This window comes from Sorangium sp. So ce117, from assembly GCF_051524395.1.
Classification (GTDB): domain Bacteria; phylum Myxococcota_A; class Polyangia; order Polyangiales; family Polyangiaceae; genus Sorangium; species Sorangium cellulosum_B.
Genome location: NZ_CP150309.1, coordinates 2,700,519 through 2,716,799, shown reverse-complemented (window position 1 = coordinate 2,716,799; position 16,281 = coordinate 2,700,519). Strand labels below are relative to the sequence as shown.

At 70.2% G+C, this 16,281-nt stretch carries 10 protein-coding genes; 4 read left to right on the top strand and 6 right to left on the bottom strand.

Going from position 1 to position 16,281, the window contains the following annotated elements:
- Positions 1-13 precede the first annotated feature (13 nt).
- The gene (locus WMF46_RS10240; protein WP_437985443.1) at positions 14-1,267 is read right to left on the bottom strand and encodes a DUF2169 domain-containing protein; all 1,254 of its coding nucleotides are present in this window, start codon (positions 1,265-1,267) and stop codon (positions 14-16) included.
- A 16-nt stretch (positions 1,268-1,283) separates the two neighbouring features.
- A complete protein-coding gene (locus WMF46_RS10235; RefSeq protein ID WP_272101560.1) occupies positions 1,284-1,502 on the bottom strand; it encodes a hypothetical protein in 219 nt (72 codons plus the stop codon).
- A gap of 217 nt (positions 1,503-1,719) precedes the next feature.
- Here WMF46_RS10235 and WMF46_RS10230 point away from each other — a divergent pair, with 217 nt between their 5' ends.
- On the top strand, positions 1,720-3,552 hold the full coding sequence (locus tag WMF46_RS10230; RefSeq protein WP_437985442.1) for a DUF2169 family type VI secretion system accessory protein: 1,833 nt from the start codon (positions 1,720-1,722) through the stop codon (positions 3,550-3,552).
- Positions 3,553-3,625: 73 nt separating this feature from the next.
- Here the strand turns inward: WMF46_RS10230 and WMF46_RS10225 are convergent, their stop codons facing one another.
- Complete coding sequence (locus WMF46_RS10225) at positions 3,626-4,111, bottom strand: hypothetical protein (protein WP_437985441.1); 486 nt, start codon at positions 4,109-4,111, stop codon at positions 3,626-3,628.
- Between the two features lie 316 nt (positions 4,112-4,427).
- Here WMF46_RS10225 and WMF46_RS10220 point away from each other — a divergent pair, with 316 nt between their 5' ends.
- Positions 4,428-5,309 (top strand): VOC family protein, encoded by an 882-nt coding sequence (locus WMF46_RS10220; RefSeq protein WP_437985440.1) that lies wholly within the window; start codon positions 4,428-4,430, stop codon positions 5,307-5,309.
- Positions 5,310-5,387: 78 nt separating this feature from the next.
- On the opposite strand, the gene WMF46_RS10215 is transcribed toward WMF46_RS10220, so the two are convergent.
- Entirely contained in the window at positions 5,388-6,284 is an 897-nt protein-coding gene (locus tag WMF46_RS10215; RefSeq protein WP_437985439.1) for an AraC family transcriptional regulator, read from the bottom strand.
- 446 nt (positions 6,285-6,730) lie between these two features.
- Between WMF46_RS10215 and WMF46_RS10210 the strand changes: the two genes are divergently transcribed.
- Complete coding sequence (locus WMF46_RS10210) at positions 6,731-7,213, top strand: DoxX family protein (RefSeq protein ID WP_437985438.1); 483 nt, start codon at positions 6,731-6,733, stop codon at positions 7,211-7,213.
- Positions 7,214-7,369: 156 nt separating this feature from the next.
- On the opposite strand, the gene WMF46_RS10205 is transcribed toward WMF46_RS10210, so the two are convergent.
- A complete protein-coding gene (locus tag WMF46_RS10205; protein ID WP_437985437.1) occupies positions 7,370-8,329 on the bottom strand; it encodes a response regulator in 960 nt (319 codons plus the stop codon).
- 414 nt (positions 8,330-8,743) lie between these two features.
- On the opposite strand from WMF46_RS10205, the gene WMF46_RS10200 reads away from it, so the two are divergent.
- Complete coding sequence (locus WMF46_RS10200) at positions 8,744-14,719, top strand: AAA family ATPase (RefSeq protein ID WP_437985436.1); 5,976 nt, start codon at positions 8,744-8,746, stop codon at positions 14,717-14,719.
- Here the strand turns inward: WMF46_RS10200 and WMF46_RS10195 are convergent.
- Positions 14,700-16,112 carry an L-serine ammonia-lyase gene (locus tag WMF46_RS10195; RefSeq protein ID WP_437985435.1) on the bottom strand — a complete coding sequence of 471 codons (1,413 nt, stop codon included), beginning with the start codon at positions 16,110-16,112 and terminating at the stop codon, positions 14,700-14,702. The genes WMF46_RS10200 and WMF46_RS10195 overlap by 20 nt on opposite strands.
- Positions 16,113-16,281 lie beyond the last annotated feature (169 nt).

Genomic DNA, 16,281 nt, shown 5'->3' with positions numbered 1-16,281 from the left:
TGTCCGCGCTCCTTCATCGGGTCGAGCGAGCCGCCGAGGTCCAGCGCACCTCGCGCCGCAGGTTCATCATCTGCTCCTCGGTGAGATCCAGGGCCACGGGGGCCCGGGCGCTCCAGACCACCACGACCTCGCCCGGGACCGGCCGCACGACCACCGAGCAGAGGTGGGACTCCGCCTCGGCGAGCGCCCGGCCGGGCGCGAGCTCCAGCATCACCCGGGGCACCTCGCCGGGCAGGTGGAAGGAGTAGACTTGCCGGTTCGGGTGCACGTGATGCAGCTCGAAGTACTCGTCCGGCGCGAGGTCGGAGACGCTCATCCCGGGCGACGCGACCTGCGCGTACTCCGGCCGGAGCGGGCCGCCGGGGTCCTGATAGAGCGGCGGAATCGAGAGGACATCCCGGGCGGCCCAGCCGCGCTCGACCTCCGCGGGGAGCTTGCCGTCGCTCTGGCAGGTCGGGGCGAGCCCGAGGTAAGCGAGCCTGGGAAACCAGGCCATGGACTGGTAATCCCAGCCTGCCGGCAGCGGCGCATGGATCCACCGGTACGGCTTGCCCACGGCGAGGCGCTGGGGCGTCAGCGGGTCGAACGGGAACTCGAGGTTGGGGATCGGCCGCCCCGCGAAGCTCTCGGCGTCGAGCTCCATCAAGTACCCGTAACCACAAGGATTTCTCGGGTAGTGGTACACCGTGTCGGCGAGCCGGTCGATGCCTCGGCGGGCATCCTGGACGAGCTGGCCGAGGAGGTCGCCGTTCCGGCCGAGCGCCGTCAGATCGACGCCGCCGTAGGCGTAGTCGTAGCGGATCGGGACCACCTCGATCGGCGCAGGCTCGGAGAAGCGCGGCCGGCCCGCGCGGTCGATCTCACCCACGCGGTCGCCGTGGACGACGATCTCGCGGTGGTGCTTGCCGAACCGGACGCCCGCGGTGAGCGTGCGGGTGTCGGGCTTGTAGGCGTGGGCAAAGGCCTGGATGACGACGTCGGTCGCGCGCCGGAAAGGGAGCATCTCGTCGACGGCGATCGGCGGAGAGACCCGCGGCGGCTTGCGATCCTCGCTGTACGGGATCTCGTCGTCGTGCAGGACCTCCTGCTGCCCGGGGGCGTCGAGCTCGCAGCGCCCGTTGTGGATCCGGTAGGTGCGCTTCGAGATCCAGGCGATCCACCGCCGCCCATCGGGCTCGCCCTGCAGGAGCAGCTCGGTCTTGCGGCGCGGTCTGCGCGGTCTGTGCGCAGGCGCGCGCGCGGCGGGCGGCGTCGGGTCGTTGCTCACGGCCGCTGCTCCCCGCTCACTCTGCCTCGTAGATGCGCCACCGGCCCCGCCAGAAGTTCTTCTCCGGCTCCTCCGCGTCGCCTGGCTGGCGCCGCGTGTCGGTGAGCAGCGGCTCCATCTGATCCCAGAAGCCCTGACCCACCGCGGGGCCGAAGATCGCCATCACCGTGTCGCGCATGAGCTCGTGGCGCTGCGCCTCCGGCAGCACGTGAAAGGGGTCGGTGAGCCGCTTCATGCGGTCATGGTACTTGGCGCGCGCGGGCGGCCACTCGGTATTTTGTTTTGATCTCCCGCCGCCGGCGCGCACCCCTGGCCGAGCTCGGCGGCCAGGTTCCGAAGCCATCCGCGCACCGCCACACACCGGCGACGACTCCAAGGGTCGTTGCGGCCCGCGATCGCTGGATGAGCCCTTGACCTCGGGAGGCGCGGTTGCGACCGTGCACGACGGGGACATGAGCGAGCCGAAGGGGACACTCCCGGTCGACGACGCGCAGGCCGCGCAGTTCGCGGCGCGCGCCTTGCCGTTCTTGCCAGGCACCGCGGGCGGCGTCGCGTGCGCGTCGCTCACGCCGTCGGCGTCGGCGACGGCGGCGCAGGCGAGCGTGGACACGGTCCCCTGGCGCCACGAGGGCAAGCTGCGGCTGACGGTCGTCGTGAAGGCCAGCTTCTCGCTCGATGCGTCGCCGATGCGGCCTGCGGAGGTGGCGGCGCCGTTCCAGACGAAGGATGTCCACGACCGCCGCGGCCCGATGACCCACGTGACCGCGGCGAGCGATCGGGTGCCGTACCGCCAGTACGTGGACGTGACCGCCCTCGGGCACGCCGCCGCGCCGGGCGGCCGCCCCGTCGCCGAGATGAGCGCGCGGTTCGCGCTCGTCCAGCGCGAGGCGCCGGGCCTCGACAAGACGGTGCGCGTCGTCGGCCGCCGCAAGGAGGCCGGGGCGGCGCCGGAGCCGTTCGTGCGGATGCCGATCGTGTACGAGCGCGCCGCCGGCGGCGTCGGCGTGCCCGAGAACCCCCTGGGGTGCAGCGAGCGCGACGGCGAGCTGCCGAACGTGCTCGACCCCGTCGATCCGCAGCGGCCCGCCGGCTTCGGTCCGCTCGCGGCGGCGTGGCCGGCGCGCAGCCGACGCCTCCCGGCCGGCGCCCGCGCCAAGCTCGACGCCGAGGTGATGGAGGTGCCGGGCGCCTTCGACTGGTCGTACTTCCAGTGCGCCCCGCGCGACCAGTGGGTCTCCGCGCTGCAGCCGGACACGGTCGTCGTGCTCGAGGGCTTCCACCCGGATCGCCCGCGGATCCAGAGCGCGCTGCCGGACGCGCGCGTCGCCGGCGCGGTGTACGGCCTCGACGACGCCGATCCCGACGCCCCGGCGCGGCTCGCGTTCCACGCCGACGGCCTCCACGTCGACGCGGATCGGCGGCTCTGCACGATCACCTGGCGCGCCCACGTCGAGCTGCGCGACCCGGCGCAGCGGGAGCGCCTTGTGGCCGTCGCCGGCGTGGGCATCGGGAGCGCGCCGGCGGTCCCGCCGCGGCGCCCGCCGGTTCAGCGCCCCGCGGCGGCCGCGCCGTCGCGCTCCAGCGAGCCGCGGCGGCGGGAAGGGGCCGCGGGCGGCACGCTGGCGCTCGACGGGCCCGGCAGCACGCCGGCGTCGGGCACCCTGCCCGCCACCCCGCCCGCGGCCACGACGCCCGGCCCAGCGGCGGGGGCGGTGGCGGGAGCGGTGCTCGCCGCGCTCGACTTCGATGGAGCCCCATCGCAGCCGCCCGCCCCCGCGGGCGCCGCGCCGCGCCCCCAGGCCCCCGCGCCGGCGCCGCAACCGCCGGCCCGGCTGAAGGAGCCGCCGGCGCCGAGCCCAGCGCGCCCGGAAGATTCGGTCACGATCGAGCGGTACGCCGCCGTCTGCTCGGAGCTCGCCGAGCGGGGCGCGCTGCGCGGCGAGGTGCTCTCCGCGCACGACCTCGACGAGGCCACCTGGCGGAAGGCCGAGCGGCGCTGGCGTGACGAGCTCGAGCGCGCGCTGAAGCACGGGGACCGCGCGCTGCGCGAGCGCTTCGACGATGCGTACGTGAGCACCTGGGAGCGGCGCCACCCGGACCGGTTCGGGGCCGAGCAGTACGCCCGCCTCGTCAGGGCCGAGCGGCGGGGCAAACTCGCGCTCGGGATCGCGGAGCAGGGGCTCGACGCGCCGCTCGGCCTGCGGCTGAAGCGCGTGTGGCAGCGGCGCGCCGCCGCGCAGGCCGCGCTGGCAGAGCAGGTCGAACGCGCGCTCTCGGCCCTCTGACGCGCGGTCGACCGCGCGCGCCGCCCGCGGCACGCCGTCCGTACGCCCCACGCCCCACGCCGCCGTGCGGCGCTCAGCAGTTCAGCTTGATCCGCTCGCCGAGCAGCTGCACGTCATCGTTCGCCGCGATCTGCACGTCGCCGCGCGTGGCCTCGAGGTTCACCTGACGGGCCTCGGCGCGCAGCTCGCCGCGCGCCCGCGTCGTCACGTCGCCGGCGACCGTCTGCGCGAGGTCGCCGCCGGTCTCGTGCACGATCCCGTGCTCGGCGCGCACGTGGAAACGATCGCAGTCGACGCGCACCGCGCCCGGCGACTCCAGCTCGAGCTCCGCCGCCCGGATCCGCAGCACCGGCCCGCGCTCGGTGAGGCGCACGTCGAGCTCGATGTCCCCGGAGGCGCTCCGGATCGTCACCCACTCCTCGTCCCCTGCCGCGGATCGCACCTCGACGACGCGCCCCGACGGCAGCTCCACCCGCCGGCCCTCGGCATCGCGCCGCGTCTGCTCCGCGATCCGCTCGATCAGCGCCGGCAGCTGGTCCACCTGCTCGGGCTCCGTCACGATCTCTGGTGCACGAGCTTCGTACAAGGGCTTCATCGCGGCGCGCTCGCGGGAGAGTCTCCCGCTTCCTGGATCGAAGAAGAGCGCACCCGGGCGCGCCGGGCAATCGCAATCTGAGCGTCCCGGGGTGCGACCGCGGACACCACGGCGCAGGCCCCTTCCACCGCCTTGCGGCTCCCCGCATGGTCGAACGCTGGCACACAGCACGTGGAGGATGACGAAGCGTCGTTCGGTGCGGCGCAGACCCACGAGCCTGGACCGCCGCGGCTTCCAATTTGTCCAATACGGCGGCGCGCGCGGGCAACAGAATCGGCGCATGAAGATCATCCTCAAGATCATCCTCATCCTGGTCATTCTCTCTCTCGGAGGTTGCATGTCCCATACCACCGGATCGACCTCGGCCATGGAAGGCCCCGATGCCACCTCGGCCGTCGTCCGCTACCAGGTCACGGACGTCGATCGTGCCGTTCGCTTCTACACCGAGCGACTCGGCTTCACGCTCGACCTGCAGGCCGGCACGGCGTTCGCGACGGTCTCCCGCGGTGACTTGCGCTTGCTCCTGAGCGGCCCCGGCAGCTCCGGCGCGCGCCCGATGCCCGATGGCCGCGCTCAGGTCGCGGGCGGCTGGAACCGCATCGTCCTCTACGTCGACGACCTCGCCGCGATCATCGAACGACTCCGCGCGGCCGGCACACCCTTCCGAAACGACATCGAAAGCGGCGTGGGGGGCGCGCAGATTCAGCTCGAGGATCCCGACGGCAACCCGGTCGAGCTTCACGAGGCGCCGGAGGAATCGACCTCGGCCGCGGAAGGCCCCGATGCCACCGCGGCAGTCGTCCGCTATCAAAACACGGACGTCGATCGCGCCGTTCGCTTCTACACCGAGCAACTGGGCTTCACGCTCGACCTGCAGGCCGGCACGGCGTTCGCGACGGTCTCCCGCGGTGACTTGCGCTTGCTCCTGAGCGGCCCCGGCAGCTCCGGCGCGCGCCCGATGCCCGACGGCCGCGCTCAGGTCGCCGGCGGCTGGAACCGCATCGTCCTCTACGTCGACGACGTCGCCGCGATCATCGAACGACTCCGCGGGGCCGGCACACCCTTCCGAAACGACATCGAACGCGGCGTGGGAGGTGCGCAGATTCAACTCGAAGATCCCGACGGCAACCCGATCGAGCTTCACGAGCCGTCAGCGGGTTGATCATGACGGCTCGGAGGCGACCGGGTTCGTCGCCGGTCGCGCCGCGGTGCGTCCCGACACCGCGCTGATCCTTCGCGGTCATCGGGTCGGGACGCCTCGGGATCGCGCGTGTTGCCGGTCCCTTCCGCGCGCCACATCCGGCGCGGCGATGGCGATATGGTGCAACTTGACGCGTTCGCGGGAGGAGTGGGCGACGAGCGCGGTCGGCGAATTGCCGGAGAGGGCCACGAACTCGCGGATCAGGTGCGACTGGTCGCAGAACCCTGACGTGGCAGCGAGCCGGGCCCAGTCCGGCTCGCGCTCCCTCTCGGCCTGCAAGAGCGCCCGCCGAAAGCGTGTGATCCGGGCGAAGGCCTTCGGGGCGAGGCCGGTCTCGGCGGTGAACACGTCGACGAGCCGGCGGTGGCTGATGCCGAGCGTGGCCGCCACGTCGGCGACGCGCCTTTCGCCTCCATCGAGCGCCGCGATCGCGTGCGGCACCAGGGGATGACCGGGGCGCGCGTTCGAAAGGCGGTCGAGCAACGCGCGCTCGAGCAGCGCGAAGCGAGCGCGCGGCTCCGGCGCCGAGCACAGGCGTTCACGGAGCTCCGCCGCTCGCAGCCCCCAGAGGTCCGCGAGGTCGGCGTGCGTGTCGGTCAGCGCGCCGGGCGGCGCGCCGAGGAACGGCCACGCGCCGCCGGGGCGGAACTGGACGCCGACCATCGACGCGTGCTCGCGTGTGTCGACACCGAAGGCGGACTGGTACGCGCCCGAGACGACGGCACCGGAGTAGCGGCGAATGGTGGGGCCGTCGTAGACGCGAACCTCGTCCTGGTCGAGATTGACGACCAGCTGGAGGGTACCGGAGGGCAGGATGCGCTCGGCCGCGTGAGGCGGAGCAGCCGAAAGGTACCAGAGCTCGGCGACGTGCGCCGAGAGCGGCGGACCCGGCACGTGGCGGACATACAACACGTGGACACTATGGCCGACGATCACGTCGCCGGCCACATCGCCGCGCGGCGGTCGCGAGGCCCGAGCACTCCCGTCGCACCTTCGCCTATGTCGGCGTGAAGCTCGCGAGGTCGGCAATCCCGAACGCCGCCTCGAGCTCGGCGACCTCAGCGACCGCCTTCTCGAAGCCCCCTCGCCGAGCATGGGGTGACTTCGCCGCCCTCGCCAGCGCCGCTGTCCAGTTTCGGTTCCGGGGATGGATCACGATACCAAGGAGCGCCGAGCCAGCCGATGCGGAGGCGCCGGGTTCGATTGTGGGACCGAGCCGGAAGGCTGCAGGCCGCGTCCGTACGGCAGCGGGTCGAGATTGACGAGATTACCAAGATCGTCTACGCGCTTCGAACCATGATCTCGACGGCGGATCGTGAGATCCGGGTGGGCCGCTGGAAGATCCACATTCGCGCTCCCTCGAAAAGGGCTGGAACGGAATAATGAAACACCTGCGCAAGATGCTCGATTCCCAGGCGCCTGCGGCGACGCTCCTTGTCCGCCTCTCGGTCGGGGCCGTGTTCTTGTCCGAAGGGATCCAGAAGTTCATCTATCCAGCGGAGATCGGCGCCGGACGGTTCGTCAAGATCGGCATCCCGTGGCCGGAAGCCATGGGACCTTTCGTAGGGGTGGTCGAGATCGTCTGCGGGGCGCTCGTGCTCGCGGGGCTCCTGACCCGGTTCGCCGCCGCTCTGCTCGTCATCGACATGGTCGTGGCGCTGGTCTCGACCAAGCTTCCGATCCTGCTCGGCCGAGACATCCTCGGCTTCCACGTGCGCAAGCTGCCGCAATACGGCTTCTGGAGCATGGCCCACGAGGCGAGGACGGACTGGGCGATGCTGCTGGGCGCGCTCTTTCTCGTCGTCGTCGGCGCCGGGCGCTGGTCCGTCGACGTGCGCCTGGCACGGCGCCGGAGCGCGCCGTGAATGAATCTACCACCTCTCCCGCGTCGGTCCGGCGCTGGACGGGGCGGATCTTGCGCCTGGGCGTCGCTCGCGAGCCTTCGTCCGAAAGACCAGAAGAACGACAGCTGACGCGGATTCGGCTTCAGGCGGCCGGGGGCTCCCGGCCGAGCAGAGGTCCTATCCTCGATGACGGGAGGAGTGCATCGCGACGGCAATGCCGTCCTGGAGCGTGCCCTTCGTGACGATGCCTTGCAGCGGCGCGTCGAGCTGCACGAGCGTTCGGGCCACCTCCGAGCCTATCCCGGTGATCACCGTGCGCGTCCCCAGGAGCCGCAGGCCGCTGGCCGCGGCGACGAGCATGGTGGCGACGCTCTCGTCCACGTGTTTCAGGCCCGTGATATCGATGATGACGAATTCAGCGCCTCGGCTGCTCGCGCCGTGGAGCATCGCATGGTTGGCCTGCTGAGCCCGGTCACTGTCCATGGTACCGATGAGCGGCATGACCAGGATGCGATCCGTGATCGGAATGAGCGGCGTGGAGAGCTCGAGGAGCCGGCTGCGCTGCGCGGCGATGACCTGCTCGTGCAGCGCGGTCCTCTCCGCGTTCGCGTGCCCCTTCTCGACGAGCTCGCGCTCGAGCCCCTCCTTGGCCTCGCGCAGCTCGTCCGTACGGGCCATGAGCTCGACGAGGAGCGCCTCGCGCGCGGCCTCGACGGCGACGCGCTGCCGAACCTCCGACTCCAGGCTGGTATTCTTCTCCTGCAACGCTCGCGTCATGCGCCGGACGGCGATGTGCGGGCGTATCCGCGCAAGGAGCTCCTCCGTATCGAAGGGCTTACTTATGTAATCCACGGCGCCCGCCTTCAACCCTTGCAACCGGTGCTCCCGATTGTTCAAGGCGGTCATGAACACGATCTGAGTGTCGGCGGTTTGCGGGTTGGCCTTCAGGCGCCTGCACACCCCGAAACCGTCGATATCTGGCAACATGACGTCGAGGAGAACGAGATCCGGCTGCTCGCGCTCGATCAAGCTGATCGCCATGTTGCCATCCGTGGCGACGGCGAGATCCAGATGCTCGCCCGACAGTACGTCGAGGAGCGTGTCGAGGTTGGCGGGGTTGTCGTCGACCGCGACCACGAAACCATTGAATTGCGTCAAAATCGTCCCCCCCAGTGCCTGAAAAACGCAGCGTGGACGCTATCAAGGAGCGTGACGACTGTAAAGGGCCAAGCATGCAGCATCGCTCCGAGGAGCGCGGCCCCGACGATCCCTGCAGAGCGCTGACACGACGTATCTGTAACTTGCTTCACGTCGATAATACCAGGGCAGATCGAACTGTACGTGTGCCAACGTATACGGCCTCCCGTAACGCTGGTCACGACCTGGAAACGCTGTAGGCAGCGTGCGCCCGCGCACGTGCGCGGGGTGCGCAAATGTGGCAGTCGCGAAGCGTCTTTCAAAATTGCATTGACTTGTGTTGCCGTGCCCAGGCTAGTTTAGCGCACACGCGGCTATCGTGCCGCGGTGCAGATGCAGGGGAGGGGTTCAGGCATGGAACTGACGGAGTATGCGCTGGGGGATATCGCATACGAGGGAAGCGAGACGCGCGTCTGTCGCGCGGTGCATCTCCCCTCGGGCGCGCAGGTGGCGATCAAATTTCCTCTCGCCGAGGTGCCCAACCCGCGCGTCATGGGGCGGCTGGTCCACGAGCATCAAGTGCTCCAGCAGCTCGCGGCCGTGCCAGGCGTGGCGCGCGTGCATGCGTTCGAGCAGCGGAACGGCACGGCGGCGCTGGTGCTCGAGAACCCTGGAGCGAGCTCGCTCGATCACGTGCTCGCCAGGCACGGTCGCCTGCCGGTGGCGGCCGGGCTGCGGTTCGGGCAACGCCTTGCTCAGGTGCTCGAGGGTGTGCATGCCGCCGGCGTGATGCACAAGGACGTCAAACCGCAGAACCTGCTCGTGGATGACACCTACGAGCAGGTCACCCTGCTCGACTTCGGCATCGCCTCGCTGCTATCCCAGGAAGCGACCGAGGCGAGCATTCCCGAAGCGCTGGAAGGTACCCTGGCGTATATCTCGCCAGAGCAGACGGGGCGCACGGCGCGCGCGCTCGACACGCGCACGGATCTCTATTCCTTGGGCGTGACGCTCTTCGAGGTGCTCTCGGGGCGGCGGCCCTTCACGGACCGCGATCCGCTCTCGCTGGTGCACGCGCACCTGGCCAAAAGCCCGCCTCCGCTCGACACGATCGCACCGGAGGTGCCGAGCGGCGTGTCGGCGATCATATCGAAGCTCCTGGCGAAGGATCCCGAGCGGCGGTACCAGACAGCCAGAGGCGCGGCCGAGGATCTGGAGGAGGCGCTCCGCGCGCTCCACCAGCGTGGTACGGCGGCGCCCTTCTCGCTTGGAAAGAAGGACTTCTCACGCAAGCTGCGGTTGCCGCAGGTGCTCGTGGGGCGGGAGCAGGACGTCGAGCGGGTAGGCGAATCGTTTGCCCGCGCCGAGCGAGGCGCGGCGGAGCTCTTGCTCGTCGGCGGACCGTCGGGCATCGGCAAGACCGCCCTGGTGCGCACGGTCTACCACGACATCGCGAAGGCGGGGCGCGGCCTCTTGATTGCAGGCAAGCACGACCAGCTCGCGCGGTCGACGCCGTACGCCGCGATAGCGCAGGCGTTCGGGGGGCTGATGCGTCAATGGATCTCGAGCCCGAAGGAGGTCCTGGAGACCTGGCGGGATCGGATCCGGAACGAGGTCGGGGACAACGCGCGGCTGATCGCGGACGTGGTGCCGGAGCTCGACCTCGTCATGGGCAAGCTGCCGCCGGTGCCGCCGGCGGAGGGCGAGCAGGTGCTCAACCGGCAGAAGCTGACGTGGTTGAACTTCGTTCGAACCGTCACGACACCGAACCCGCCGCTCGTCATGTTCCTGGACGACATGCAGTGGGCAGACAGCGCTACGCTGATCATCCTGCAGACGCTGCTGACGGACGTGGAGCGACGGTCGCTGCTGGTGATCGCAGCCTACCGCGACAACGAGACCCCGCCCGAGCATCCGCTGTGGAAGCTCGTGGAGGCCGTGGAGGCGAGCGAGGCCAAGGTATCGAGGCTGACGGTGGGCCCCCTGTCGGAAGAGCAGGTGCAAAAGTGGCTCTCGCGCACGCTCGAGAGCGAGCCGAAGCGCGTGGAGCCGCTCGCGCGTGTGCAGTGGCAAAAGACGCGCGGAAACCCGTTCTTCCTGGAGCAGCTGCTGTTCTCCCTGCACCGTCAGAAGCTCCTCTCGAGGGACGCGGAGAGCGGGGAATGGCAGTGGAATCAAGCGGACCTGGAGCGAGCGCAGATCACCGACAACGTGGTGTCGTTGCTGACGGACAAAGTGCGAGAAATGCCGGACGCGACACAGCAGCTCATGGGGCTCGCGGCGTGCGCGGGGCACACGTTCCATCTCCATGATCTGGAGCGATTGAGCGGGTGGGAGCCCGCCCGGGTGACGGGAGCGTTATGGCCGGCGCTGCAGGAGGAGCTGGTCGTGCCGGTCGACGGGGCTTATCGCCCCGCGCAGGCGCTCGGAGGGGTGGGCGACGGAGCGCTGGACGCTTCGTACCGGTTCTTGCACGACCGCGTGCAGCAGGCGAGCTACGAGCGGATCTCGCCGGAGCAGCGCGTCCTCGCGCACCTCGAGATCGGCCGGCGGCTCTGGGCGCGGTATCGCGCGGAAGGGGGCACGGCTCAGCAGCTCCTGGAGCTCGCGCGGCACATGAACCAGGGTTCGGCGCGGCTCACGTCCGTCGAGGAGCTCAACGACGTCGCGCGGATGAACCTGGAGGCCGCTCGGGTCGCGAAGGCCGCGAGCTCCCACCGCCTGATGGCCAGCCTGCTGGAGAACGCGCAGACGCTCCTCGGCGAGCGCGCCGCCGGAGAACAGCTCGCGCTGTCGGTGGAGATAGCGCTGGAGCGCCTGGAGGCGGCCTATCTGTTGCGCGATTTCGAGGACGTCGAAGCGCGCGCGCTCGACTTGCTCGCGAGACCTCTCGGGGCGGTGCCCTGGCTGTCGGCGCAGGAGATCCGCGTCCGCTGCTGCCTGGCGACGGGGCAGTACGCGCGCGGGATCGGGCTTGGTATCGCGGCGCTCGCGGAGCGGGGCTTCGCCTTCCCCGGGACGGACGAAGCGTGTCTGCCGGCGCTCCTCGAGGAGTCCGCCGCGCTGGATCGATGGTTGGAGCAGGACCTCGGCGCGTTCGATCGAATGCCGCCCGAGCAGTCCCCGGAGCACCGGCTCATCGACGCCCTGATGACGCAGACGCAGCTCTGCTCCATCTACGGCGGCCGGCCGATGCTCTACACGCTCATCATCGTTCGCCTGGTCTCCGAGGCGGTGCGGCGGGGGGCCCTCACGCCGGCCGCCACCCTCATGCTCTGCAGCTTCGCCAACGTGTGGTCGGTGGCCACGGGCATGTATCGCCGCGTCTTGCGGTGGGTCGAGCCGGGGGTGCGCGCAGCGGTGCGCGTGGGGTCCCCGATGCTCCCCGAGTGCCTGGTGCTTCACGGCATCTACATGGTCTATTCCAGGCCTGTCGACGAGACGGCCGCCCTCTATGAGAAAGGCATGGGGGCCGGCCTGAAGCTCGGTTCGTTCCAGGGCACGAGCTGGGGCCTCCTCGCCGAGCTGTTCTATTACCGCGTCTGGCGTGGCCTCCCGCTCGGCCAGGTCGACGCGCAGGTCAAGGCTCGCTGGGATCTCGTGCAGCGCGCGGGGGACGCGGTGGGGAGGCACCACTTCGAGACGATCGCGTCCTATTGCGACGTGCTGATGACCGCCGACGGCGCCCCGAAGCTCCTGAACGACGAGCCGCTGTCGCGAGGCTCGCACTCCCTCCTGGCCGACGGCGACGGGTTCACCGGGGGGCTCGCGCGTACGCTGGAAGTCTATCTGTTCTGCGTCACCGGCAGGTGGGAGCGCGCGTTGTCGCGGGCGCGGGAGGCAGACCAGTCTCGAGCCGACATCCTCGGCATGCCGCCGGTCACGGATATCCCGTTCTTCCTCGCCCTCGCGGCGGCGAAGCGCTGGCATGACGCCGCCGGCGCCGAGGAGCAGGCGCGGCTGCGGGAGCACATCGAGCACGGCCTCGAGCGGCTACGCTACTTCGCGGAAGGCTGCGCGCCGAACTTCCTCCACAAGCTGCGCCTCGTCGAGGCCGAATACGCCCGCGTCCTCGGCCAGACCGAAGAGGCCAGCGCCCGGTACGACGAGGCCATCGAGCTCGCGCGCGAGCACCGCTTCCTGCACATCGAGGCTCTCTCGATCCAGCTCGCCGCCGAGTTCCGGCTGCAGACGGGCAAGAGGCACCTCGGCGCCATGTACCTGCGCGAGGCGCGCGACGCCTATGCGCGCTGGGGCGCGGTCAACGTGGTCGCCCATCTGAACGCGAAACACCCTGCCTTGCTCAGGGCGGCCATGCAGGGGGCGCCCGTCGAGCACGCGATGGCGGCGGCGGCGACCACGGCGACCACGGGCGCGTCCACGGGCGCGAGCCTCGACGTGAACACCGCGGTGCGCGCGGCGCAGGCGCTCTCGAGCGAGCGCGACCCGGAGCGCGTCGTGGGCCGGCTGATGGAGCTCGTGCTGGAGAACGCGGGGGCGCAGCGCGGCGCCCTCGTGCTGCGCGAAGGGGAGTCGCTCTCCGTCGTGGCGCGGCTGTCGGTGGAGGGGGCTCGCATCGAGACGGGGCTGTCGGAGCCGCTCGGGCAAAGCCACGACGTGCCGGCGACCATGGTGCAGTATGCGGCCCGCACGGGCGAGCCGGTGGTGACGGGCGACGCGACGAGCGAGGCGCGCTTCGCCGTCGACCCGTACCTCGTGTCGCGCGTGGTGCTCTCGCTGCTGGCCCTGCCCTTGACCCACAGGGGCCACCTCGTGGGCGTGCTGTACCTCGAGCACCGCGACGTGCCGTCGGCGTTCCCTCCGGCGCGCGTGGAGTTCCTGTCGGTGCTGGCCTCGCAGGCGGCCATTGCCGTCGAGAACGCCGTCCTGTACCGGGACCTGGAGGCCAAGATCAAGGAGCGCACGGCCGAGCTCCAGATCGCCAAGGAGGCGGCCGATCGGGCGAACCGGGCGAAGAGCGATTTCCTCTCGAGCATGAGCCACGAGCTGCGCACGCCGCTCAACGGCATCCTCGGTTATGCCCAGGTCCTCTCTCGCGCGCCCGAGCTCTCCCTGAAGAGCCGTGATGGGGTGCAAGTCATCAAGAAATCGGGCGAGCATCTCCTTTCCTTGCTGGAAGACGTGCTGGACCTCGCGAAGATCGAGGCCGGCAAGATGGATCTCGTCCCGAAGAAGTTCGATTTCCAGGCCCTGGTGCGCACGGTGGTGGATCTGTGCCGCGTGCGCGCGGACCAGAAGGGCATCGCCTTCACCCATGAGATACGCGGCGGAACGACGTCCGCGTTCTACGGCGACGAGAAGCGCCTGACGCAGGTGCTGTTGAACCTCCTGAGCAACGCCATCAAGTTCACCGAGCGAGGAAGCATCACCCTCGTCGTCGACGAGCTGAAGCGCGGCCCCGGTGAAGGGAGCACGTTGCGGTTCCGGGTCGAGGATACGGGCCCCGGGATCGCCGCGGAGCACGTCTCGCGCATCTTCGATCCCTTCGAGCAGCTCGGAGATCACAAGGCAAAGAGCGCCGGCACAGGGCTCGGCCTCGCCATCACGAAGAAGATTGTCGACCAGATGGGCGGCACGATCGAGGTCGAGAGCGAGCTCGGCCGAGGCAGCGCCTTCACGGTGACGCTCACGCTCGCGGAGGGGCCTGACTCCGCGCTCGCCGACAGAGTCCTCGGATGGCATACGATCACCGGGTATCGCGGAGAGCGCCGCACGATCCTCGTCGTGGACGACAACCCGCATAACCGTGCCCTGATGAGCGATTTGCTGGTCCCGATCGGCTTCGAGGTCGTGGAGGCCGAGGACGGTGAAGCGGCGCTCCGGCTGGCCATGGAGCGGAGGCCGGCGCTCGTCTTGATGGACCTGGTCATGCCGGGCATCGACGGCCATGAGGCCACGCGCCGCCTGCGGCGGATGCCCGAGCTCGGCGAGGTCGTCATCCTGATCTCGTCCGCGAACGTGTCCGGAGCCGAACAGCAGGAGGGCGTCCGCGCCGGCTGGAACGACTCCTTGCACAAGCCCGTGCAAGCGGGCGAGCTCTTCGACAAGATCCACCGCTTCCTCGGCGTGGAATGGATTCACGTCGAGGAGAAGGCCCCTGTCAGGGCGGCGCGGGAGAGTGGTCCGCTGGTGCCGCCGTCGGTCGAGGAACTCGCTCTTCTATCTCGGCTGGTCGCGTCGGGGCGCGTCCGGAACGTGGTGGCGGAAGCGGCACGGATGGAGGAAACCGACCCGCGGCTCGGCCCGTGGCTCGAGCAGCTCAGGGGGCTCGTGCGGACGTACCAGATGCGAAAGCTGCAAGAGTTCGTCGATGGGTATGCCGCAGGCACGCTGCTGTCCAGGAAGAGCGCTAGCACTCCGGCAAATTGACCCCCACCTCCACCGGCAGCTCGAGCACGTTGACCGCGAGCCCCCCGCGCGCCGTCTCCTTGTACTTCGACTCCATGTCTGCCCCGGTGTCGCGCATCGTCTTGATCACCTTGTCGAGGCTCACGAAATGCGCCCCATCGCCGTGCAGCGCCAAGCGCGCCGCGCTGATCGCCTTGATCGCGGCCATCGCGTTCCGCTCGATGCACGGCACCTGGACGAGCCCGCCCACCGGATCACACGTCAACCCGAGGTTGTGCTCCATCGCGATCTCGGCCGCGTTCTCCGCCTGCTCCGGCGTGCCGCCCAGCCCCTCGGCCAGCGCGCCCGCGGCCATCGAGCACGCCGAGCCCACCTCGCCCTGACACCCCACCTCCGCGCCGCTGATCGACGCGTTCTCCTTGTAGAGAATGCCTATCGCGCCCGCCGTCAGCAAGAAACGGATGACCCCCTCGTCCGTCGACGTCGGCACGAAGCGCCGGTAATAGTGCAGGACCGCCGGGATGATCCCCGCGGCGCCGTTCGTCGGCGCCGTCACCACGCGGCCCCCGGCGGCGTTCTCCTCGCTCACCGCCAGCGCGTAGAGGCTCACCCAGTCCATCGCCGTCAGCGGATCCCGGAGCCCCGCCTCGGGGCTCTCGATGAGCTTGCGGTACAGCGCCGGCGCGCGGCGCACCACCTTGAGGCCGCCGGGCAACACGCCCTCCGCCCGGAAGCCGCGCCGCACGCACTCCTGCATCACCCCCCAGATCCGCAGCAGACCCGCCCGGCTCTCCGCCTCCGGGCGAAAGACCTTCTCGTTCTCCAGCATGACCTGGCTTATCGACAGGCCGCTCGCCGCGCACGCCGCGAGCAGATCCGCGGCGCTGTGAAACGGATACGGGAGCGGCGTCGTGTCCGCTTCGATCGGGTTCTCCCCCTTCGCCGCCGCCTCGTTCACCACGAAGCCGCCGCCCACCGAGTAATACACGCGCGCGCGCAGCGGCGCGCCCCCCTCGTCCAGCGCCGTGAAGCGCATGCCGTTCGGATGGAACGGCAGGCTCCGGTGCAGGAAGGCCAGGTGTCCCTTCACCTGGAAGCCGATCTCGTGGCGGGAGAGCAGCGACAGCCGGCCGCTCTGCCGCACGCCCTCGACGATCGCGCCCGCCCGCTCGACGTCCACCCCGTCCGGCGTCTCGCCCATGAGCCCGAGGAGCACGGCCTTGTCGCTGCCATGGCCACGGCCGGTGGCGCCGAGCGACCCGAACAGCTCCACCGACACCGCCGCGGTGCGGGCGAGCAGGTCCGCCTCGTCGAGATCCACCGCGAACATGCGCGCCGCGCGCATCGGCCCGACCGTGTGCGAGCTGCTGGGCCCGATACCGATCTTGAAGAGGTCGAAAATGGTGACTGCCATGTGACGTGGAACGCCGTTCAGCAGGATCTCCGGCGCCTTTGCCGGAGCGCGCTCGACGCTCGACGGTACACCCTACACCGGTGCAGGCCGGCGCGCAGGGCGGCGCGCGCCACGAACACACAGCACGTCACCCCGCCGCTCCACCACGCGCGCCTTTTGGTATGCTCGG